We start from the raw sequence: 24,284 nt of genomic DNA on the forward strand, positions 1-24,284 counted from the left end.
TTTATAACTGGACAATGCAATTATAATATGAACATAAATTGGTGGGTACTACTTTATGAGTTAATAGGCGGACTGGCCCTTTTCCTTTTTGGTATGGATGTAATGACCAGGGCCTTAAAAGCATCGGCAGGTAGCCAGTTAAAAATATTTCTTCAGAAAATGACTGCCTCCAGATGGAAAGCCTTGCTGGCAGGCACGGGCATTACAGCCATTATACAATCCTCATCTGTAACCACGGTGTTGGCAGTGGGATTCGTATCTGCAGGTATTATGCAATTTGAGAGCACTTTGGGAATTATACTCGGGGCAAATATTGGTACCACTATCACTGCCCAGATTATTGCTTTTAAAGTTACTAAAGTGGCTTTACTACTTGTTATTGTTGGGTACCTGTTCACTCTCGTATCAAACCAAAAAAAACACCATGAGTACGGCAGGGTACTTTTAGGTTTAGGATTGGTGTTCCTTGGAATGAATGTAATGGGTGAGGGAATGCATCCTTTAAAAGAATATCCCCCTTTTCTCCAGATAATGCACAATTTAAGCAATCCCCTTTTGGGCATTGCAATAGGAGCAATTTTTACAGCATTGGTTCAAAGCTCATCCGCAACAACCGGCGTTGTCATCATACTGGCTGCACAAGGGCTTATATCAACACAGGGAGGGATCTCAATTATTATAGGGGCAAACATAGGAACCTGCGTAACAGCATTGCTTTCGGCCATTGGAAAACCCAGAACCGCAATGCAAGTGGCCATTGCACACGTTTCGTTTAAAATAATCGGAGCTTTATTGTGGGTTTGGTTTATCCCCCAGCTCGCTGAAATCACAGAAGCCATTACTCCGCGAGACTTGCCCCGCCAGATAGCAAACGCCCATACCATTTTCAATGTTGCCAATGCCATGCTGTTGATAGGCTTCACATCTCCTGTGGCAAAAATAATCAGTAAGATATTTCCTGCCAAACACACCGGAAAAGATGGTGACATTCATTTATTAAACAAATATTACCTTCAAAACCCAGGCATAGCCATTGAGCTTGTGGATAAAGAACTAGACAAACTATACTTAAAAACCAACCACACACTTAGTAAAGGTTTAACAATCGCACTGGAAGGTTCCCAAACTGATCTTGAAGAATTAAGGTTATCGGACAAAACCATTGATTTTCACCAAAAGCAGATTTTATCTTACTTACAACAACTTCAGCAAGGGCAACTGGAAAAAGATGAAACAAACCTTATTAAAAAACAGGTTGAAATCGCCAATATTCTGGAAGCTGCTGCTGATTTAATAACAACAGACATGGTAGAGGCGGCTGACCATAGGATTCAACATGGCTTTTATATTAGCGACGAAACAAATAAACTCATTAAAGGCATTTATTCACAAAGCATAGCATCGCTCTCAACTGCGATTAGAGCCTACCAAACCGATGACAACACATTGGCAAGTAAAGTTATTGCAAGTAAAAAATCATTCAATAAATGTTCACTTGAAATAAAAGAACGCTTAATGGTTCGACTGTCACAACATGATGAAAACAGGATTTCTATTATCCGGTTTGAAACAGAAATAATAGAATCAATCGGGAGATTGAATTCCTTAGCCAGAAGAATTGCAAAACTACAGTTAGGATAAAATAAAAAATCCCGGTTGCGATAATCAACCGGGATTATATATTCTTAATTCTGCTAGTATTATCCTGCAATTTCTTTTGCAATCCAATCACCAACTTCAGATGTTTTGTATGCTTTCTCCTTACTGATATCTTCAGTAACAACACCAGCCTCAAGCGATTTATTAACAGCTTCGCGGATGGCTTTTGCCTCTTCCAATAGATCAAGCGATTCTAACAACATTGCTGCAGAAAGTATGGTTGCTACAGGATTAGCAATATCTTTACCAGCTGCTTGAGGGTAAGATCCATGGATTGGCTCAAACACAGAGGTATGAACACCTACTGATGCCGATGGCAATAATCCTAATGAACCTGTAATTACAGACGCTTCATCACTGATAATATCACCAAACATATTCTCAGTTACCATCACATCAAATTTCTTTGGCCACTGAATCAATTGCATTGCTGCATTATCAACAAACATATAATCTACTTCAATATCTTTATATTCGGGCTCCATTGCCTGGGCGATTTCTCTCCACAAACGAGAAGTAGCCAATACATTGGCTTTGTCAACCACAGTTAAACGCTTATCCCTCTTTTCAGCATACGAGAATGCAAGTTTCAGGATACGCTCAATTTCTTCTTTAGTATAAACACAGTTGTCAAATGCCTTGGTTAAATCCTCAGAACGACCTTTGTCACCAAAGTAAATACCCCCGGTAAGCTCGCGAACAACAACTAAATCTGCTCCTTCAACAATATCCAAACGCAAAGGACTTTTTTCCAATAAAGAAGGAAATGTAGTTACAGGACGGATGTTTGCATATAAACCTAATTTTTTTCTCATGGCTAACAATCCCTGTTCCGGACGAACCTTTGCCTTAGGATCATTATCAAACTTAGGATCTCCAATAGCTCCAAAAAGAACCGCATCAGATTTCATACAGATCTCATGTGTTTCTTCAGGATAAGGATCCCCAACCTGATCAATTGCAGTTGCTCCAACTAACGCCGGAGTATACACAACCTCATGATTAAACTTTGCCGCAACAGCATCAATAGCTTTTTGTGCTTGTGCAACAATCTCGGGACCAATTCCGTCACCTGCTAATACACCAATATTCAATTTCATGTCTTAATAATTATTATCAAGATTCCAGTATCAAGATTCCAGATGAATTACACCTATCTCAACACTTCATCAATTATTATTCTTACTATCTATTTAATAGCGCAATATCAAACATCAGATCTGATCATCTTTGTAATTGATACGCACTACTTATATTTTACTTTTCCAATTTTTCTTTCCAGTCAGCCTGACGGGTTAAACTGCCTTCTTCAATAACATTAAGCACTTTAACCGTAGCCTCGATGGCAGCTTCAGTCTGATCGGCTGATAAACCTCTGGACTTAATCTCAACACCTTTATAATCCCATGTAATCATTGTTTCAACCAGTGCATCTGTTTTACCCCCGGGAGGGATGCTAACCCAGTAATCCACAAGAATCGGATGAACCTTATCAAGTTTTTTATAAATACGCCATAATGCCCTCATAAAAGCATCGTATTGCCCGTCACCAACAGCTGTTTCATCATATCTTTTACCATTAATCTCCATACTAATAGAAGCTAACGGGCGCAAATCATGCGCTAAAGATAAGTTATAATTTCTAATTTTAATAGCATCCTTAACCGATGAGCTTTTTAATACATCGGCAATGATAAAGGGCAAATCCTCAATGGTAACAATCTTCTTTTTATCCCCTAATTCTATAACCTTTTGGGTCACTTTTTTCATATGCTCAGGACTAAGCTCAATACCTAATTCTTCAAGGTTCTTTTTAATATTAGCCTTCCCTGAAGTTTTCCCCAAAGCATAACGCCTGTTCCTGCCAAATCTTTCTGGCATCAGGTTATTAAAATACAAATTGTCCTTACTATCGCCATCAGCATGAACCCCACTACATTGAGTAAATACATTGTACCCTGTGATTGGTTGGTTCTCAGGAATCCTTAGTCCCGAAAATTGTTCAACAACCTTACTGATAGTAGTAATTTTTGATTCGTCAAGACTATTTTGAAGATTCAGATGATCATTAAGAATACCGATCACACTGGCCAATGGTGCATTTCCAGCTCTTTCTCCCAGTCCGTTTACTGTGGTATGGATACCTGAAATACCCGTTTTTAATGCAGAAAACACATTGGCAACAGCCATATCATAATCATTATGGGCATGAAAATCAAAATGTGTATCCGGGAAACGATCCACCATATCGGAACAAAAGGCAAACGACTGATCGGGATTTAAAACACCTAAAGTATCCGGCAGCATGATACGCTTTACGTTCATCTTTTTAAGTTCTCCAACAACATAAAAAACGTATTCCGGTGAAGTTAACATACCATTGCTCCAGTCTTCGAGGTATACATTTACTGTAATCCCCATATCCTCAGCAATACTAACCACCTTCGCCACATCTTCCATATGTTGTTCAGGAGTTTTCCTTAATTGTCCCTGAACATGCTTTTTTGACCCCTTTGTAAGCAGGTTAATTACCTTGCCACCAGCATCCTTTATCCAGTTCAAGGAAATATCACCGTCTACAAATCCCAACACTTCAATCTTTTCCAGACAGTTGTTCTTCCTGGCCCATTCTGTAATTCCTTTTACAGCAGCAAATTCTCCTTCTGAAACGCGGGCTGAAGCCACCTCAATCCGGTCTACCTTAATTTCTTCCAGTAACAACCTGGCCATAGCCAGCTTTTCTCCTTCATTAAACGAAACTCCTGTGGTTTGCTCACCATCACGGAGTGTGGTATCCATTACTTCTATTTTCATCTTATTATAATCTTTACCTAAAAGGTATTGGATGAAACTCCCTTAGAGTACCTCTCCTGTATGGAAAACATTTGACCTCGTCGATCTTACGATTCCCATGGGGCGTTTCATGTTTTTAAAAGTATGAACACACAGACGCTAAAACACGTAACTAGCTGTGACATGTCGCAACTGTGCAAAAAAGTTGACAAGTAATTAAACTTCAGGACTGTCCTTCATCTGTGTCATTTAAAAAAGAGAGGACCCCACCTTAAATAATATCAGAAAGCAAAAGCGGCACAAATCACACTGTATGATTTGTGCCGTATCAGAAAATTATGCTCTTCCGTTTTCGTAAGTTTCTATCTCATCTTTTACACTGATAAGATAATCTATATCATCAAAACCATTAAGCAGACAGTTCTTTTTGTAACTGTTGATTTCAAATGATTCTGTTTTACCATTGGCAGTATTAGTAATTGTTTGTTCCTCAAGGTTAACAACTACTTTATTGTCTGCACCTGCAGCAAAAAGATCAGCTAAAAATCCTTCTGAAATTACTACTGGCAAAACTCCATTGTTTAAGGAGTTATTTTTAAAAATATCAGCAAAAAAGCTTGATACAACCACTTTAAATCCAAATCCATGTACAGCCCATGCAGCATGCTCACGACTTGAACCAGATCCAAAGTTTTTACCGGCTACTAAAACTGAACCTGTATACTCAGGTTTATTCAATACAAAATCTGCTTTGGGTGTACCATCACTGTTGTATCTCCAATCGGCAAATAAATTATCCCCGAAACCCTCCTTTGTAGTAGCTTTCAGGAATCGAGCCGGAATAATCTGATCGGTATCCACATTTTCAATTGGTAGTGGATAATAGGTTGACTCTAATGTTACAAATTTATCTATTGGCATTTTCTTGTCTTTTTAAGGAATTATAAAGTTCTTGGATCAGTAATTACCCCTGTAACAGCACAAGCTGCAGCTGTTAACGGACTTGCAAGTAATGTTCTGGCCCCTGGCCCCTGACGTCCTTCAAAGTTACGGTTACTGGTAGAAACCGAATATTTACCAGCAGGAACTTTGTCATCATTCATTGCCAAACAGGCCGAACAACCTGGCTGGCGCAGTTCAAAACCAGCTTCTTCAAGAATATCCTTCAACCCTTCTGCGATAGCCTGGTCTTCAACCTGGTGCGATCCGGGAACAATCCATGCAGTAACACCTTCAGCCTTTTTCTTACCTTTTACAGCATTAGCAAAAGCCCTGATATCTTCAATACGGCCATTTGTACAACTACCAACAAAAACCCAATCAATTTTCTTTCCGATCATGGCTTCGCCTGGAGCATACCCCATATATTCCAATGACTTTAAGTAAGTTGTTTGAGATGATTCTTCAACGGTTTCTAAAGCCGGAATATTTTGAGTAATACCAATTCCCATACCTGGGTTAGTACCATAAGTTATCATTGGTTCAATATCTGCCGCAGCAAAATTATATTCCTTATCAAATACCGCATCCGCATCAGTATAAAGCTCTTTCCATTTGGCAACAGCCGTATCCCAATCAGCTCCTTGTGGAGCATACTCACGACCTTTAACGTATTCAATAGTTTTTTCATCAGGAGCAATAAGTCCACCTCGAGCGCCCATTTCAATACTCATGTTACAAACAGTCATACGGCCTTCCATGCTTAAATTGCGGATTGCCGAACCTGCAAACTCAACAAAATAACCAGTACCACCTCCTGTTGTTAATTTCGAAATAACATACAATACAAGGTCTTTGGCAGTTACACCTTCCTCAAGTTCTCCCTCGATATTAATCTTCATGGTTTTGGGACGAGGCTGCATGATACATTGTGTTGAAAGAACCATTTCAACTTCTGAAGTACCAATACCAAATGCGATACTTCCAAACGCCCCGTGTGTAGAAGTGTGGCTATCACCACAAACAATTGTCATACCCGGTTGAGTAATACCATTTTCGGGACCTACCACGTGAACCACTCCATTTTTAGGATGACCCAAACCAAATAAGGTTACATTATTTTCCTCGCAGTTTTTTGTTAAAGTATCCACTTGAAAACGAGACACTTCATCTGCAATAGGAAGGTGTTGATTAATAGTAGGAATGTTGTGATCAGGAGTCGCAAACGTATTTTGTGGTCTGAATACCTTAATTCCACGATCCTTTAATCCAGCAAAAGCCTGTGGACTGGTCACCTCATGAACTAAGTGACGGTCGATATACAATACAGAAGGCCCATCCTCGATGGTCTTCACTTCGTGCATATCCCAAATTTTGTCGAAAAGCGTTTTCCCTGCCAATTTTCTAGTATTTATAAGTTATTAATTATTTTAAGACACAAAATTCAAGTATCAAGAACCGGATTGATTAATATCCTAAAACTCGTTTCCTGATACTTGACAGTAAGTATTTATAAAATCTTTGATACCGCATCAAGATAAGCCCAAACAGATGCGGTAAGAATATCTACATTTGCTCCAAAGCCATGAACCGTTCTTCCATCTCTCGAAACCTGAACATGAACCTTACCTATTTCATCAGAGCCTCTGGTTACAGCCTGCACCAAATATTCCTCAAGAACAACATCTTTTAGGTCCAACATTTTTTTGATGGCTGTAAAAGCGGCATCAACCGGGCCATCACCGATGGCATTTTTTGTCATCACCTTTCCATTATAGTTAAGCGTAACAGTGGCCGAAGGAATACATGATTTTCCACAGATAACCTGAAATTTATCCAATTTCAAAACTCTTTCCTCTTTTTTCTCATGGCCAACTAATACCTCAAGGTCTTCATCGCTGATATCTTTTTTGGAATCAGCCAAAACAAGAAAGTTTTTGTATACCTGATCTATTTTATCCTGCTCAAGCTTATAACCCAACACCTCTAACCTATGCTTTAATGCAGCACGGCCACTACGAGCAGTAAGTACGATACTTGACTCTTTAACACCAACATCAGCCGGGTCAATAATCTCGTATGTTTCGCGGTTTTTCAAAACACCATCCTGATGTATACCTGATGAGTGAGCAAAAGCATTACGTCCTACGATTGATTTGTTGGCCTGAACCGGCATACGCATCAAAGTAGAAACCAACTTACTGGTCTTGATAATTTGCTTGGCATCAATATCTGTTCTGAAGTCAAGGTCTTTATGCGCCTTAATAGCCATTACCACTTCTTCCAAAGCAGTATTGCCTGCACGCTCACCCAAACCATTTAGGGTAACCTCAACCTGACGCGCTCCATTAATTACACCAGATAAGGTATTAGCTGTTGCCATACCCAAATCATTATGACAGTGTGTTGAGATGATTGCTTTATCAATATTTGGAACATTATTAACCAAATAGGCAATTTTTTCACCATACTCAGATGGCAAACAGTATCCGGTAGTATCCGGGATATTAACCACAGTAGCACCAGCTGCAATAACAGCTTCAATCACCCTTGCCAAATATTCGTTATCACTTCTACCAGCATCCTCAGCATAAAATTCAACATCGTCAACAAACTGACGTGCATATTTTACTGCAGCAACCCCTCGCTCGATAATCTCATCCGGATTAGAGTTTAACTTTTGGTAAATATGATAAGGAGAAGTACCAATACCTGTATGGATACGACCTCTTTTTGCATATTTAAGCGCATCGGCAGCAACCTCTATATCCTTTTTTACTGCACGGGTTAAAGCACATATAGTAGGATTTGATACTGCCTTGGAAATTTCCACCACCGAATTAAAATCCCCCGGACTTGAAATAGGGAACCCGGCCTCTATGATATCAACACCAAGTTTCTCGAGTTGCTTTGCCACTTCTATTTTTTCGATAGTGTTCAACTGGCAACCTGGGACTTGCTCTCCATCCCTCAAGGTGGTGTCAAAAATATAAACTTTATTATCCATAACTAATTAAAATTTCATGGATGAAGCCGGGAAAGACCTCAATCCTGTTCTTTAATGTATAATTGGTTTTAAAACTTTTCTATTCCTTTTATTTTAGTTTCTGTTCTTAATTTCTTAAGATACTTTTCCAATAGTTCAGTTCTTAACTTGGTAATGGCAACCCTGCCCGACCGGATAAACTGAAGTACACCGTACTTATCAAGCTTTACAAACAATTCCTGAGTCTCAGCTTTATGACCAGTTTTTTCAATTACCGTATATTCAGGGGTAACTTCCATAATCCGCGCACCATTTTGCCGTACTATCTGCTCTATTTCATTTCCGTTGAGCAATGCTGCAGTAGGCACTTTATATAAAGCAATCTCCTGATGAATAATTTCATCATTGGTAAACACAAATACTTTAAGTACATCCACTTTTTTCTCTAGCTGACCTATAAGTTTATCCATTTGTTCGCGTGTTGAATAAACTACGATAGTAAACTTATGGATACCTTCAAGAGCTGATTCAGATGTATTTAAACTTTCAATATTTATACTTCTACGGGTAAATGCTGTAGTAACCTGATTTAACAAGCCTACATGGTTCTCTGAAAATATGGTTATCGTGAATTCTTGCTGCATGGTTTCAAATTTAATAATTGAACAAAACTATTCTAAACGGATATCTGAAACAGAACATCCTGAAGGAACCATTGGAAAAACATTCCCTTCCTTCTCTACCCTAACCTCAAGCAGATATGCGCCTTCACTTTTTGCCATCTTTTCAATCGCCTGATCCAGGTTATCTCTTGATGTTACCAATGAACACTCAATACCATAACCTTTTGCAATAGTTTGGAAATCAGGATTTGTAAGTTCTGTAGAAGCATAGCGTTTATCAAAAAACAGCTCCTGCCATTGACGAACCATTCCCAAATAATTATTATTTAAAAGAATGATTTTTACTGCAGACTTTGTTTGAAGGATGGTTCCCAGTTCCTGAATTGTCATCTGGAAGCCTCCATCACCAATGAATACACAAACATCGCGTTCCGGCATTCCCATCTTAGCACCCAATGCAGCTGGAAGTCCAAATCCCATAGTTCCAAGTCCTCCAGAGGTTACAATACTTCTGGATTGTTTAAATCTGAAATATCTTGAAGCCATCATTTGATGCTGTCCCACATCGGTAACCAATACCGCATCATCATTAAATGCTGATGAAACCTTATGGATCACCTCCCCCATTGTAATGCCTTTTTTTGTTGGAAATACTTCAGGAGAAATAACCTTTTCTTCTTCAATCCTGTCACAGTCTTTAAACTCTGCTAACCACTCAGGGTACGACTTTTCATTCACCTCATCAGTTAATAAAGGCAGTGTATGTTTTACACTACCTAATATAGCAACATCAGCAGGAATAATTTTGTTTACCTCAGCCGGATCTATTTCTAAGTGGATTACTTTTGCTTGTTTGGCATATCTCGATACATCACCCGTAACCCTGTCATCAAACCTCATTCCAATGGCAATTAACACATCACATTCATTGGTTTTGATATTAGGTCCATAATTACCATGCATCCCTAGCATACCAACATTAAGTTCATAATCGGTTGGCATTGCTGACAGCCCCATCAGGGTCCAGGCCGCTGGAATACCTGATTTATCCAAAAATGCTTTCAATTCAGCCTCTGCATCCCCTAAAATAACACCTTGACCAACCAAAGCCAAAGGCTTTTGTGCAGCATTTATAATTTCTGCGGCATCTATAACATCAGCCTGATCAGTTAAAGGCACAGGTGTATAGCTACGGATATGATTAATTTTATTGTACTCAAACTCAACTTCACCAAACTGGGCATCTTTGGCTATATCAATTACAACCGGCCCGGGACGCCCCGTTGATGCTATATAAAAAGCTTTAGCAATGGCCTCAGGAATTTCCTCAGCTGTTTTTACAAGATAATTCCATTTTGTGATGGGTTGAGTAATACCAACCACATCAATTTCCTGAAATGCATCTGTTCCTAACAGAGGTGATGCCACCTGACCTGTAATAACAACCATTGGGGTTGAATCGATCATAGCATCCGCAATACCCGTTACAGTATTTGTGGCACCAGGCCCTGATGTTGCAAAGCAGACACCCACTTTACCCGTTACTCTGGCATATCCTTGTGCAGCATGAACAGCTCCCTGTTCATGGCGGGTGAGTACGTGGTGCAGTTTATCCTGGTAATCGTAAAGAGCATCATACACAGGCATGATAGCACCCCCAGGATAACCAAAAATTAAGTCCACTCCCTCACATAGTAACGATTGAAGCAACGCTTCTGAACCGGAAATTCTTGGTTTTCCATTTTTGTTCTTTTCCATGAGTACTTGGCTTTGTGGTTTATTCTTCAGATTATCAGCCATTAAACAACAGATAAAATACTCACCTGTAATCTGCGCCAATAATCTAATTACTATTTTTAATTTAAGTTATAATAATAGTCTAAACATCTATTATCTCTTATTTCAAAATCTATATTAATCTTACTGCTCCTTTATCGGCAGAGCTAACCAAACTAGCATATGCTTTTAATGCTTTCGACACCTGACGATCTCTGGGTACTGGAGTAAATGCATCAACTCCCCTGGCTTCTTCCTCTTTTCTTCGTTGCGCTAATTCATCATCCGAAACCAAAACATTAATTGAACGTTCCGGGATATTAATTTCAATTTCATCACCGGTGCGCACCAGTCCAATATTTCCACCAGCAGCAGCCTCCGGAGAAATGTGCCCGATAGATAATCCTGAGGTTCCTCCTGAAAACCTACCATCAGTGATCAAAGCACATTTTTCACCAAGATGACGGGATTTAATATATGAAGTCGGGTACAGCATCTCTTGCATTCCCGGACCACCTTTAGGCCCCTCATAGGCAATTACAACAACTTCTCCAGCCTCTACTTCACCTGCTAAAATACCCTCACAAGCTGCATCTTGCGATTGGTACACCCTGGCTTTTCCTTTAAATTTAAAAATTGATTCATCTACACCTGCTGTTTTTACAACGCACCCATCAAATGCGATATTTCCTTTAAGAACAGCCAACCCTCCATCTTTGTTGTATGCATCTTCAACAGAACGAATACATCCAAGTTTCCTGTCTAAATCAAGTTCGGCATATTGTGCATTTTGAGAACCCATAGTCAGGTTTCGGATACCTGCCGGTGCACTTGAATAGATCTCTTTAGCCTCATCTGAAGCACTATTACTCATTACATCGTAATTTGCAATAGCCTCCTTCAATGTCAATCCATCTGCACGGGAAACGTCCGTATCAAGTAAATCTGCCCTATCTAATTCTGAAAGGATTCCAAGGATACCCCCGGCCCTGTTTACATCTTCAATATGATAATGTGAGTTTGGAGCTACCTTAGAAAGCACTGGTGTATACCTGGATATTCTATCAATATCGTCCATGGTAAAATTCACTCCAGCTTCATGGGCAACAGCTAAAATATGAAGAACTGTATTTGTAGATCCTCCCATTGCAACATCTAAAGTCATGGCATTTTTAAATGCGCTGAAGGTAGCAATAGAACGTGGCAACACAGATTCATCACCATCCCTATAATATTTATATGTATTTTCTACTATTTGGTTTGCAGCTTTTTCAAATAAGGCCTTACGATTTTTGTGTGTGGCAACAATTGTTCCATTCCCAGGCAATGCCAATCCTATCGCTTCGTTCAGGCAGTTCATTGAATTGGCAGTAAACATACCGGAGCAAGAACCACATGTTGGGCATGCATTTGCTTCCACAGCAGCTACTTCCTCATCAGAAACATTATCATCGGCAGCCATTACCATAGCATCAACCAAATCAAGAGCACGGTCTCCAACCTTTCCTGCCTCCATTGGCCCTCCTGAAACAAATATAGTAGGTATATTCAACCTCATCGAAGCCATTAACATTCCCGGAGTAATCTTGTCGCAATTACTGATACACACCATGGCATCAGCACGATGCGCATTCACCATATATTCTACACTATCAGCAATAATATCCCTGGAAGGCAATGAATACAACATACCATCATGCCCCATGGCAATACCATCATCAATAGCTATAGTATTAAACTCTGCGGCAAAGCAACCTTTAGCCTCTATCATACGCTTCACTTCCTGACCTATTTCGTGAAGATGAACATGACCTGGAACAAACTGAGTAAATGAGTTAACAATAGCAATCATTGGCTTTCCAAACTGCTCTTCTTTTACTCCATTGGCTCTCCAAAGGCTTCTGGCTCCGGCCATCCTACGTCCTTCGGTTGTTGTTGCGCTTCTTAATTTATTTTTCATTTTAAACTTAAAATCTTTCAGTTACAGATAAAAAAAAACCTTTCTTCACGATTGTGAGAAAGGCCTCTTGAAATATCTTAATATATTTAAATTTCACATACCATTCTCACTCCTGCCTGGTAATGACCAAGAGAATAATGTTAATAATGAGAATGAATGAAAAATTATTTGTCATTTCGTTTTGCGTCTGTTGATTACAACGACTACAAATGTATAGCTTTTTTTTAAACCACAAAAAAAATCATGAAAAAAATCATGTATATTATTACACTAATACCATTAAATCAATAGGAAATACACCTATCAAATTGCATATTCAAGCAGCTTCAATACCAAAAGTGTATTTTTATACATACCGAAACGAAAAATAATTTTTAAGATATTATAAAGACCTCTTTCAATAGCACCACAACACCAGAAAGCCTGTTTCAGTTTGAAACAGGCTTTAATGGTATTATTATATTATAGGCTTACCTATTAGATAATAGCTTTCATGGCAGTCATTGCATCACGAAGTTCTGCTCCAACAATTTCAATATCATGGAAACGGATTGCTTCGTTAACATCAACCAACTCTTTATTACTAACACTTGCATCAACTCCTTCGTTAAAGTTTTTACCAATGATGTTAGTTTCAACATTTTTCATGAAGTCTGCCAATAAAGGCTTACATGCATGATCAAATAAGTAACATCCGTATTCTGCTGTGTCAGAAATCACACGGTTCATTTCGAATAATTTTTTACGTGCAATTGTATTGGCAATCAACGGAGTTTCGTGCAACGACTCATAATACGCACTTTCATCTTTGATACCTGCTTCAGTCATAGTTTCGAATGCTAATTCAACACCTGACTTAACAAATGCAACCATCAACAAAGCGTTATCGAAGTACTCTTGCTCAGAAATTTCAACATCTCCAGCCGGAGTTTTTTCAAATGCAGTTTCTCCTGTGGCAGCTCTCCAGCCCAATAAGTTTTTATCATCATTGGCCCAGTCTTCCATCATAGTAGAAGAAAACTCTCCACTCATAATATCATCCATATGCTTTTGGAACAAAGGACGCATGATTACCTTTAACTCTTCAGAAATTTTAAAAGCTTCAATTTTGGCAGGGTTCGATAAACGATCCATCATATTGGTAATACCACCAATTTTTAATGCTTCTGTAATTACTTCCCAACCATATTGAATCAATTTTGAAGCATAACCGGCATCAATTCCTTTTTCAACCATTTTGTCGAAACAAAGGATAGAACCTGTTTGCAACAAACCACAAAGAATAGTTTGCTCACCCATTAAGTCAGACTTAACTTCAGCAACAAATGAAGAACGAAGCACACCAGCTCTGTGTCCGCCAGTTGCAGCTGCATAAGCTTTGGCAATTTCCAAACCGTCTCCTTTTGGATCATTTTCCGGGTGAACAGCAATAAGGGTTGGAACACCAAATCCTCTTTTATATTCTTCACGAACCTCAGAACCTGGAGATTTAGGAGCAACCATTACAACTGTAAGGTCTTTACGTATCTGCATTCCTTCCTCTACAATGTTAAAACCGTGCGAGTAAGAAAGTGTAGCACCTTCTTTCATCAATGGCATTACTTCTGACACCACGTTAGAGTGCTGCTTATCCGGAGTAAGGTTAACCACCATGTCGGCAGTAGGAATCATTTCCTGGTAAGTACCCACTGCAAAATTGTTTTCAGTAGCATTTTTCCATGATTGACGTTGCTCTTTAATAGCAGCTTCACGTAAAGTATATGAAACATCCAAACCAGAATCTCTCATATTTAATCCTTGGTTTAACCCTTGAGCTCCACAACCAACGATAACAATTTTTTTACCTTTAAGTTTTTCAACTCCATCAGCAAATTCAGAGTTATCCATAAATTCGCAAACACCTAACTGATTCAATTGCTCGCGTAACGGTAGTGTGTTAAAATAATTAGCCATTGTAATAATTTTAAATATTTAATGTTTTAATTAACTGTTTGACATTATGCCTTTAAGCCATATCATTTTTAAACGATAAGCAAGTTAAGCATCATCACGTTACAAATCAACAGCATTTTTTCAAATGTGTTTATTTACAAAAACACTTATTTTAGGTACTTTTCATGGTTTTTTATTTTTCAATTAAACCAAAAACAAAACACACCACACCTATAATACAGATATTAAATTCTGTTTATCTGCATCTTATGAATATTCATTACGGAATTTACCTGGCGTTTTACCTGTGGATTTTTTGAAGAATCTTGTAAAATATGACTGATCCGAAAAATTTAATTCTTCGGCAATTTGGGTAACGGATAGGTTGGTATGAATAAGCAATCTCTTTATTTCAAGAATCTGCTTTCTTTGGATAACTTCATTGGACGTTCTTCCACTCAACTGCCGTATTGTTTGAGTAAGGTGGTTGGGTGTTACCGCAAGCATATCTGCATATTCATTTACACTCAGGTTTTTTTTGTAGTTTTCTTCAACCAGTTGAAAAAACCTTTTTACCAACAAATGGCCTTTGCCTTTTGTTAATCCCTGCTCGTCACTTTTATAAAGCGTAGAAGCATAGTTCAATATGGAATCGAGCAAAGAACGCAACAACTCTATATTTGAATTTTGCTTTGCATCTTCTTCTATAGCCTTAACAAACAACTGTTCAACAAACACGCAATCCGATGCCTGGGCTAACTTTAATGGAGGATTATCCTGATTAATCGTAAAGAAGAAAGGGAATTCAAGCAAACGGTTCTGGTTGCTTTTATCATATAGGTAATAGTCTTCTGCAAAAATATAAATATAACCATCCACGTCACTCGACAACTCGAGCTTATGCGCCTGTCCCGGTGACATGAAAAAAATACACGGAGGTTCAATTTTATATTCTGCACTATCAATTATATGCATGCCTGAACCTTTTTTCAGGTATAGCACCTCAAAAAAATCGTGACGATGAGGATAGCTCACTTTAAAATGCCTGTTGGCATCAAACACTTCAACCTGAAACTGCCTGCCTGCAAGCTCTGAGTGGCTAAAGGATGTTAGCCCGTATGTTGGTATGTTTTGCTTTATGTTTGTCACTTGCTGTTTTTTCTAAAGATATAAAAACATCCTATACTTTATCTTTCTGCATATATGCCACAACCATCTTTATTTCTCCATACGAAACCCCTTTCCCTAAAGATTCTTTAATAGGCGATAATGTAAAAGTATCTTGTTTATGAATCTCCTTTTCAATAATATTAAGTTTCTCCTTACTAATAAACTCGTATATATCCACCTCTCCAATCTGCACATAATGGGCAAGGTGCCCTTCTATAGTTCCCATGGTAAGCGACCTCTCCTTTGCAATCTCTTCAAGTGTTTTGCCTGCTTTATACAAATCATATGATACTGTCTTTGTATCAGGTTTCTTTTCTTTCGGTTCCTTTACTTTTGTTGTATTCGTAGCCTTTGCTGAGACACTATCGTTTCTGGATCCTGAGAACTCTGGATTTTTCACCAATTCCTTACTAAATTCAGTCCCCTTGATAGAGGACTCTATGAGCGTATGCGCTTTATAAATCAATTGCAACTGCCCCAAAAATAAATTTGAGAGATCGACCAATTCATTGTAATAGGTCTTCACTCCTCTTGCACCTCTTAACACCTGGCAATGCGCACGCACCTTATCGTGCAACTCTTTTATAAGTGGCTCAAAATAATGAACAGCCTTGTCAACCCTTTCAAGCAAAACTGGTAAATAATTATTACTGTTTGAATGAACAATGGTGTTAACCTGCGCTTGAAAAGTATCTGCTACTTTTTTTAATGGCTCAGTTTCTTTGGCTATTTGCTGAGCCCAGGACTTATATTGCTGCTTAGAAGATTTTTTACCATCCTTAGAATATGTTGAGATATGGTAATACAGCTCTTGCATCAGATCAGTAAAATCAAATGCCCTAAGAACAAAATTATTAAAATATAACTTTGATTGGGCTTCAAGAATAGGTTCCAGATCATCCGCACCCTTTTTATTTAAGGCAAATTCTTTTAACGACTGATCAATAGAAATCCCTTCTTTTGGAATGGGTGAAGTCAACACAAGTCCATCGAGATTACTCAAGCGTGAAAGCGCAACATAAATTTGTCCGGGGGCAAAGGCATTGGCAACATCAATAATTGCCTTTTCGAACGTTAATCCCTGACTTTTATGTACCGTAATAGCCCAGGCAAGCTTTAGCGGATACTGCTGAAAAGTACCAACCACTTCTTCTTCAATAGCATTGGTTTCCTTATTAACGGCAAACTTTTTATTTTCCCATACATAAGGTTCAACCTGTGCAGGTTCCGAACCATCTGTAAAACTAACCTCTATTTCTTCTTTATTTAATTTAGTAATAAAACCAATCTTACCATTAAAATATCGCTGTTCACCGGAATAATCATTTTTTGTAAACATAACCTGCGCGCCTTTCTTAAATTCAAGGCTTTCATCTGTGGGATAGCTGTACTCATTAAAATCCCCCTTAACATCAGCTTTAAAAAATATTGATTTCTCATTAATCTCATTTAAAGCACGCTGGTTTTTATCATTTGCAATCCTGTTGTGTGTGGTCAGTAAGATAATTCCATCATCAGGTTTTTGTTTGTAATCAGGCTTGTAATATTTATTGAGCAATAAGATATCTTCCTCAGTAATACAGTTGTCTCTTAAATTATTTAGCAATCCAACAAAGCGTTTATCCGACTGCCGATAAATCTTTTCCAACTCAATATAAAGAGGTGGATTATTCCTGACAACCTGCGCATTAAAGAAAAAAGCATTAGGATAATATGCACTCAGAACGTTCCATTCATCATCCTTAACTACAGGCGGCAACTGAAGCATATCTCCAATAAACATTACCTGCACACCCCCAAAAGGAACATCCCGCTTTTGCCGCACCGACCTCAAGATCAAGTCTATCGAATCGAGAATATCTGCCCTTAACATACTCACTTCATCAATAATCAACAGCTCCATCTTTTTAAGCATGTTACGTTTATTTTTATGAAGCCTGACATTGGCCAGCAAAGTACGTGGTGTGTTTATTAATGAATGTACCGATTTATTGGCTAATGCATTATTATCCGGAGCAAATGCCCCAAAAGGTAATTGAAACAAGGAATGCAAAGTAACTCCCTGGGCATTAATAGCAGCAATACCTGTAGGCGCTGCAACAACAACGCTTTTATGTGTATGGTGATGTATGTTTCTGAGTAGTGTTGTTTTTCCGGTACCTGCTTTACCTGTCAAAAAAATGTTTTGATTGGTATTATTTATAAAGCGAGATACTATTTGAGTCAGGTCTAATTTTTTTTCCATTATTACGTTTCGACTATAATTAATTGTTGAAGGTAACAGAAAAAACTATCGCAATCAAAATTTTATTGAATGGAAGTACTGTCGATGACATCATACCACTCTTGGTCATTCTTCAATTCTTTAAAATCCTTATATGCATCCATTATAGATGTGATCAAAGTTAAATCAGTCATCTTATAATTAATAGAATAATTGGAATTTAAGAACACAATAAACGAGTCCAGACAAACTCCCTGATAGCCGGTTAAGCTTGCCAGATTTTCCCGTCCTGTAACCTCACGAAAATGATAACTATCATCATAAACCCTTTCGAGCTTTTTTACCAAGGCTTTTTGTGCATCTTCTTTAGACAACCTGCCTGACGAAAGAGAAGCACCAAAAGCGCCCTCTTTTGCCTTCTTTTCAGCTTTTCCCCAAGCTATAGCTTCTTCAAAATTCCATGAAGCAACCATCATTTTCACTTCTTCATTTTCATCTTTTGGAAGCTTCAGATCTTTAAAGGCCTGTTTAAAGTGGGCATATGAATAAAAGCGCAGCACCTCGACTTCTGCAATAGAATAAACACTGGTTTCAACCTCCAGGGTTAAGTCCTCTTCCATAGCCATCCAAATGGAAGGGATAATCCATGTAGTATCCTTATAACCCAGACTATGAAACCTAATCGTATCACCAACCGAACCATTGATCTCAAAAAGACCCAGTTCATTGGTTAAAACAACTTCGCCGGTACTCATATTTTTCAGGGCTGCATACTCAACCGGATTTTCCGATTTATGATTTAACAAGCTTCCCTCAAACAAATGAGAGGCCCCATTTATATTTTGCGACACAACATTCACACTGGTTACCAATATCAGGATGGAAAATATCAACTTCATTTTTCAGCTTTTTTGTTGCCCTTTGTATCCTTGCCTTTATTTTCCTCTTCAAACTTCTCCATAAGTTCAGCTATTTTCATCCTGATTAATACAGGATTGCTATCGGCCGACAATTTAATATTGATATTACAGTATATCATAAACTTGTCCAGCATTTCACCCTCATACCCGGATACTTCTTTTACTATATCTCTATTATAAAACTCATTAATCTTATCCTGTTCCTGCTCCTGACCAAGCACCCGCCTCATCTCTCTCTTTTCTCGTTCTTTTTTTGATGTATAATAGTTTACATAACTAAGCGGATTAGCTACCGCAGCTAAAACAGGAGGTTTTTTATTGTAAGAATCACCCCTTAATGCCGTCGGGATATCATTTTCCTTCCCCAGATTAATATCCTTAGGCATATTCAAATGCAATTCCTGATCTGATGGAACATCAACAGTTCCAAGCATGTAAAACTTTCTTCCCAAATGAACAATTTTGCCCTCAGGAAAATTTTTTAACATGTCAACATGAACAATAGTTGGAGAATATCCTAAACCAAATACCTTTAAAGAATCGGTACTATTAAAACTGCCCCTAAAAACACCAGACTCATCAGTGGCATATATAATCATGCTTTCATAACTAACAATCTGAGCATTAGATATTGTTTTGTTATCAACGCTATCTTTTACGATAAGCTTGACCCAAACCTGTTCCTTGGGAGTATCCTGAGAGTAGGTATGCAAGGTACATACCAACATAAATATTAAAACGAGTAAGCGCATACAATTATTAAAGTCGCAAAATAAAAACTAAACTCCACATACAATCATTATTTCTAACGATTAACCAAACTTTAACCTTTCTTTTCATTTTTCCTGGCAGCAAAAGACCCTTGAGCTGCTCTACCATGCATCAAACATTATTCCATAATTCCTATTTAATTATTAAAATATCAAATCAAAAAACAACACAAATTCGAAGCATATCAAACCAATTACTTTCAGATTCATAGTTATATAACAAATGAATTTGCATTTAGGTTTGTTTCATCGTATTTTCGCACCAAAATATAAATTTTATAGTATGTTAGAGCAGTACAAAAAAGTTGTTGAGCAAGCCTGGGAGGACAGGGATTTATTAAAAAAGCCGGAAACTCAAGAAGTGATTCGTACTTTAATGGAAAAACTGGACAAAGGTGAAATTAGAGTAGCAGAACCAAACGGTGACGACTGGAAAGTTAATGAATGGGTAAAGAAAGCAGTTATTCTTTACTTTCCAATTCAAAAGATGGAAACTATTGAGGCAGGCCCAATGGAGTTTCATGACAAAATGGCGCTTAAAAGAAATTATGCAGAACTGGGAATCAGGGTTGTACCTCATGCAGTTGCCAGATATGGCGCATACATTTCAAGTGGCGTAGTACTAATGCCTTCATACGTAAATATTGGTGCCTATGTTGATGCCGGAACTATGGTAGATACCTGGGCTACAGTTGGTAGCTGTGCTCAAATTGGTAAAAACGTTCATTTAAGTGGTGGAGTTGGTATAGGTGGTGTTCTGGAACCAATCCAGGCAGCTCCGGTAATCATTGAGGACGATGCTTTTATTGGTTCCCGTTGTATTGTTGTTGAGGGATGCAGGGTAGGAAAAGAGGCTGTACTTGGGGCCAATGTTGTTTTAACAGGTTCTACAAAAATTATTGATGTTACTGGTGATGAGCCTGTAGAGTATAAAGGATATGTCCCTCCACGTTCGGTAGTTATACCAGGAAGTTATACTAAAAAATTCCCGGCTGGAGATTATCAGGTTCCTGCTGCATTAATTATCGGAAAACGTAAGGAGTCAACAGATAAAAAAACTTCATTAAACGATGCGTTAAGGGAAAACAACGTAGCTGTTTAATTTTGCAAAATAGTCATTGGTCAACAGTCATTAGTAAATATTTCTTTACAATGATCAGTGACCAATGACCAATATTTACCGACTATGCATGATGATATTAAGAAAGCCATTGAAGTTCTTCAACAAGGTGGCTTAATACTATATCCAACAGATACCATTTGGGGAATTGGCTGTGATGCCACTAACCCGGAAGCTGTAAAACGGGTTTATGAACTAAAACAACGCGAAGACAGTAAAAGCATGCTTGTTTTACTGGATAATGATGCAAAGTTGAATTCATATATGGATGAAGTGCCTGAGATGGCCTGGGATATTGTTGAACTTGCCACAAAACCAACTACAATTATTTATCCTAATGCAAAAAACCTGGCTGCTAACCTCTTAGCAGAAGACAAAAGTGTTGGAATCAGAATCACTAAAGAAGAGTTTTCGCATAAACTTTGTCAAAGATTTAAAAAGCCTATTGTATCCACTTCTGCAAATATCAGCGGTCAGCCTTCGCCAGCAAATTTTGGTGAAATATCCGAAGAAGTTAAAAACGGGGTTGATTACATTATTGAATACCGCCAGGAAGAAACCAGCAACCCGGCACCATCAAGCATTATAAAATTAGGACTTGGTGGAGAAATACAAATTATAAGAGAATAATCATGGAGCAAGAAAAAATTGAGTTCTTTCACGAAACACCTATTCAGATAAGATTTAATGATATTGATAGTCTGGGACATGTGAACAACACTAAAATTCAGGAATATTTCGATTTGGGCAGGATGGAATATTTTAAAACTGTTTTTGGTGCGGATATAAACTGGAATACGTTTGCAGCTATTATTGCCAGCAACAAAACTGACTTTTATTCACCCGTATTGATAAACAACCAGTTGTACTTACAAACAAAAGTGACCAAAATAGGAACAAAAAGTTTTCAGTTAATTCAACATCTAACAGACACAAGTGGTTTATTGAAAGCAACCTGTCATTCGGTAATGGTTGGTTTTAACCATAAAACCCAAAGTTCCATGGAAATCACAAATGAATGGCGTGGAAAAATGAATATTGTAGAACACGGAACTATCTTAATGAAATAGAGCTAATCGGAAAAACATTTTATAAGAAAACCTTACATTAAAATATGTTTAATCCCGCTCATGATCGACAGAGTCCTGTTTCGTAGCATCGTGATTGATCATATTCTAAATGTTGTATTTAGTAGTTCCTCAGCTTTTCAATAAATTCTTTGATATTTAGCAATGTGCTTTTCTTCGATTAAAAACAACGTTAAGAAAAAAGTGTCGTGGGCAGATTTGAAAAACAGTCCTTTCAAAACACTACTTAGCCAAAAAACATGAAAATCATATGTTTTATACTTGCTTATAGCAGTGGGTTATTTATGAATCCTTCAGTTTGTCCTCTTTGTCAGCATAGTTTTCCAACAAATCTTTAATAGATTCACCCCCTCAATTTCACCGCAATAAAAAAACAGCAATTCATTAATAAAAGCGACTTTTAAAGTATTAAAAGCTGGTATAAACTCAAAAAAAGTATTTTTTACTGTCCTCTCCGGTGACGGAGCTACCAAAAAGAAGTTTTTCACCTGCTTCTTCATTGACAAGGCTACCAAAAAATGGTTTTTTACTGTCCTTTCCATTGACAAGGCTATTAAAAAATGGTTTTTTACCTGCTTCTCCGTTGACAGGCCTACCAAAAAATGGAATTTTACCTTCTTCTCCGTTGACGAGGTTACTAAAAAACGGTTTTTTACTCACCTCTCCATCGACGAAGCTACCAAAAAATGGTTTTTTACCCACTTCTCCATCGACAAGGCTACTAAATTCCCAACGAAAATCAACAGGGAGCAGTACGAAAAAACTAATAACTACTCTTTTACTGACGAAATACATTTTGTTTCAATTTTAAAGACAGTAATTTAGACGATCTTGAAAATGATAAAATTTTAGATATGTCGAAAACCACACAAACATTTAAAAAATTCCCAAAGGTTTTTTGGGTTGCCAATATCATAGAGTTATTTGAAAGGTTTGCCTGGTATGGTTTCTTTATGCTATTTGCAAATTACCTTACCAGTTCTGTTGACATGGGTGGGTTAGAGCTTTCACAAGCCGAAAAAGGCATTATCATGGGCGTTGGAACAGGGATTTTGTATTTCCTACCTGTAATTACCGGCTCTATTGCCGACCGCTTTGGCTACAAACGCATTTTGTTTATTGCTTTTATTGTATACACTTCGGCATTTATAACCATGCCAATGTTCAAAACCTTTACAGGAGTTTTTCTAATATACCTATATCTGGCATTGGGAGCAGCTCTGTTTAAACCTATTATTTCAGCAACAGTTGCTAAATCAACCACATCAGAAACAGCTTCCATTGGTTTTGGAATATTTTATATGATGGTTAACCTGGGAGCATTCTTTGGGCCTTTGGTAACCTTATTGTTTAAAAACTCTTCTTACACCTTGGTGTACTACATTTCTGCTGGAGTTATTGCCATTAACTTTGTTCTGCTTCTGTTTTATAAAGAACCTGAAAGGGAAGAAACCAGTGAATCCATTGGCCAATCTGTCAAAAAAGTTTTTGTTAATATTTTTGAAGTATTCAAAGATGGTAAGTTTGTGGTGTTCCTGCTTATTGTTGCCGGTTTCTGGACCATGTACAACCAGTTGTTCTTTACGCTTCCTGTTTTTATTATGCAATGGGTTGACACGTCAGCCGTTTACGATTTCTTCCATAACTACGCTCCATTTTTTAGTGAAAACTACGGAACTCAATCCGGTCAGATGGAAGCTGAGTTTATCACAAATTTTGATGCGATGTATATTATCATTTTCCAGGTAATTGTATCCAGCATCGTAATGAAATGGCGCCCCCTAAGGTCGATGATGGCAGGTTTCCTTGTTTGTGCCATTGGAATGGCGCTTACATTAACTACCCAAAATGTTCTTTTTACCATGGTAGCCATATATATTTTCGCGATCGGGGAAATGGCCGGATCACCAAAAATAACAGAATATATCGGTCGTATAGCACCAGCAGAAAAGAAAGCGCTTTACATGGGTTATTCTTTTATACCTGTATTTCTTGGAAACGTTTTTGCAGGAATTATATCCGGGAATGTGTACCAATGGATGTCAGACAAAACCACTTTTGTTCAGCAGGAGGTTGCAGCCAAAGGAATTTCAATTGAAGAAGGACTTTCGCAGAGTGAATATTTCGATAAAGCAGCATCTGCCATGAACATGTCGGGCAGCGAACTTACAAACCACCTTTGGAACACCTACAACCCCTCCTCTATTTGGTCTGTAATATTAGTAATTGGATTAGCGGCTGTTGTTTCCCTTTTCTTCTACGACATATATCTTCAGAAACTTGAAAAGAACCAATGAATTTGATAAAGATAAAAAAAGGCTACC

General features: G+C 38.0%; 19 protein-coding genes. 5 read left to right on the top strand and 14 right to left on the bottom strand.

Annotated features, from left to right (window positions below; translation table 11 throughout):
* Nucleotides 1-27: 27 nt before the first annotated feature.
* Nucleotides 28-1,641, top strand: coding sequence for a Na/Pi cotransporter family protein (locus OM074_RS06305; RefSeq protein WP_301198535.1), 1,614 nt, complete (start codon nt 28-30; stop codon nt 1,639-1,641).
* A gap of 59 nt (nt 1,642-1,700) precedes the next feature.
* Here OM074_RS06305 and leuB read toward each other — a convergent pair whose 3' ends face one another.
* The 13 genes from leuB to OM074_RS06370 form a co-directional block, all read right to left on the bottom strand.
* Entirely contained in the window at nt 1,701-2,759 is a 1,059-nt protein-coding gene (gene leuB / locus OM074_RS06310) for a 3-isopropylmalate dehydrogenase (RefSeq protein WP_301198536.1), read from the bottom strand.
* A gap of 157 nt (nt 2,760-2,916) precedes the next feature.
* Nucleotides 2,917-4,473: a hydroxymethylglutaryl-CoA lyase-like TIM-barrel protein gene (locus tag OM074_RS06315; RefSeq protein ID WP_301198537.1), complete on the bottom strand. Its 1,557-nt coding sequence runs from the start codon at nt 4,471-4,473 to the stop codon at nt 2,917-2,919.
* Nucleotides 4,474-4,788: 315 nt separating this feature from the next.
* Nucleotides 4,789-5,373 carry a 3-isopropylmalate dehydratase small subunit gene (gene leuD / locus OM074_RS06320; protein WP_301198538.1) on the bottom strand — a complete coding sequence of 195 codons (585 nt, stop codon included), beginning with the start codon at nt 5,371-5,373 and terminating at the stop codon, nt 4,789-4,791.
* 20 nt (nt 5,374-5,393) lie between these two features.
* Nucleotides 5,394-6,791, bottom strand: coding sequence for a 3-isopropylmalate dehydratase large subunit (leuC, locus tag OM074_RS06325; protein WP_301198539.1), 1,398 nt, complete (start codon nt 6,789-6,791; stop codon nt 5,394-5,396).
* Nucleotides 6,792-6,901: 110 nt separating this feature from the next.
* Nucleotides 6,902-8,398, bottom strand: coding sequence for a 2-isopropylmalate synthase (locus OM074_RS06330; RefSeq protein WP_301198540.1), 1,497 nt, complete (start codon nt 8,396-8,398; stop codon nt 6,902-6,904).
* A 68-nt stretch (nt 8,399-8,466) separates the two neighbouring features.
* Nucleotides 8,467-9,021: an acetolactate synthase small subunit gene (gene ilvN, locus OM074_RS06335; RefSeq protein ID WP_301198541.1), complete on the bottom strand. Its 555-nt coding sequence runs from the start codon at nt 9,019-9,021 to the stop codon at nt 8,467-8,469.
* A 27-nt stretch (nt 9,022-9,048) separates the two neighbouring features.
* Entirely contained in the window at nt 9,049-10,758 is a 1,710-nt protein-coding gene (gene ilvB, locus OM074_RS06340; protein ID WP_301198542.1) for a biosynthetic-type acetolactate synthase large subunit, read from the bottom strand.
* 151 nt (nt 10,759-10,909) lie between these two features.
* Nucleotides 10,910-12,736, bottom strand: a complete 1,827-nt coding sequence (gene ilvD, locus OM074_RS06345) for a dihydroxy-acid dehydratase (RefSeq protein ID WP_301198543.1) — start codon at nt 12,734-12,736, stop codon at nt 10,910-10,912.
* 477 nt (nt 12,737-13,213) lie between these two features.
* Nucleotides 13,214-14,689: a ketol-acid reductoisomerase gene (ilvC, locus tag OM074_RS06350; protein ID WP_301198544.1), complete on the bottom strand. Its 1,476-nt coding sequence runs from the start codon at nt 14,687-14,689 to the stop codon at nt 13,214-13,216.
* Between the two features lie 246 nt (nt 14,690-14,935).
* Nucleotides 14,936-15,817, bottom strand: a complete 882-nt coding sequence (locus tag OM074_RS06355) for an AraC family transcriptional regulator (RefSeq protein WP_301198546.1) — start codon at nt 15,815-15,817, stop codon at nt 14,936-14,938.
* Nucleotides 15,818-15,848: 31 nt separating this feature from the next.
* Nucleotides 15,849-18,083 carry a helix-turn-helix domain-containing protein gene (locus OM074_RS06360; RefSeq protein ID WP_301198547.1) on the bottom strand — a complete coding sequence of 745 codons (2,235 nt, stop codon included), beginning with the start codon at nt 18,081-18,083 and terminating at the stop codon, nt 15,849-15,851.
* A 62-nt stretch (nt 18,084-18,145) separates the two neighbouring features.
* The gene (locus OM074_RS06365; protein ID WP_301198549.1) at nt 18,146-18,961 is read right to left on the bottom strand and encodes a hypothetical protein; all 816 of its coding nucleotides are present in this window, start codon (nt 18,959-18,961) and stop codon (nt 18,146-18,148) included.
* Nucleotides 18,958-19,710, bottom strand: coding sequence for a hypothetical protein (locus OM074_RS06370; protein ID WP_301198550.1), 753 nt, complete (start codon nt 19,708-19,710; stop codon nt 18,958-18,960). The genes OM074_RS06365 and OM074_RS06370 overlap by 4 nt, the downstream gene beginning before the upstream one ends.
* Before the next feature lie 325 nt (nt 19,711-20,035).
* Between OM074_RS06370 and OM074_RS06375 the strand changes: the two genes are divergently transcribed.
* The 3 genes from OM074_RS06375 (at nt 20,036) to OM074_RS06385 (ending at nt 21,942) form a co-directional block, all read left to right on the top strand.
* Entirely contained in the window at nt 20,036-20,854 is an 819-nt protein-coding gene (locus OM074_RS06375; protein ID WP_301198551.1) for a 2,3,4,5-tetrahydropyridine-2,6-dicarboxylate N-succinyltransferase, read from the top strand.
* Between the two features lie 84 nt (nt 20,855-20,938).
* Nucleotides 20,939-21,502, top strand: a complete 564-nt coding sequence (locus tag OM074_RS06380; protein ID WP_301198553.1) for an L-threonylcarbamoyladenylate synthase — start codon at nt 20,939-20,941, stop codon at nt 21,500-21,502.
* 2 nt (nt 21,503-21,504) lie between these two features.
* Nucleotides 21,505-21,942 (top strand): acyl-CoA thioesterase, encoded by a 438-nt coding sequence (locus tag OM074_RS06385; RefSeq protein WP_301198555.1) that lies wholly within the window; start codon nt 21,505-21,507, stop codon nt 21,940-21,942.
* Between the two features lie 444 nt (nt 21,943-22,386).
* Here OM074_RS06385 and OM074_RS06390 read toward each other — a convergent pair whose 3' ends face one another.
* Entirely contained in the window at nt 22,387-22,755 is a 369-nt protein-coding gene (locus OM074_RS06390) for a hypothetical protein (protein ID WP_301198556.1), read from the bottom strand.
* Between the two features lie 59 nt (nt 22,756-22,814).
* Here OM074_RS06390 and OM074_RS06395 point away from each other — a divergent pair, with 59 nt between their 5' ends.
* Nucleotides 22,815-24,257 (top strand): MFS transporter, encoded by a 1,443-nt coding sequence (locus OM074_RS06395; protein WP_301198557.1) that lies wholly within the window; start codon nt 22,815-22,817, stop codon nt 24,255-24,257.
* Nucleotides 24,258-24,284 lie beyond the last annotated feature (27 nt).

It is taken from the genome of Plebeiibacterium marinum (genome assembly GCF_026013615.1).
GTDB lineage: Bacteria > Bacteroidota > Bacteroidia > Bacteroidales > Marinilabiliaceae > Saccharicrinis > Saccharicrinis marinus_A.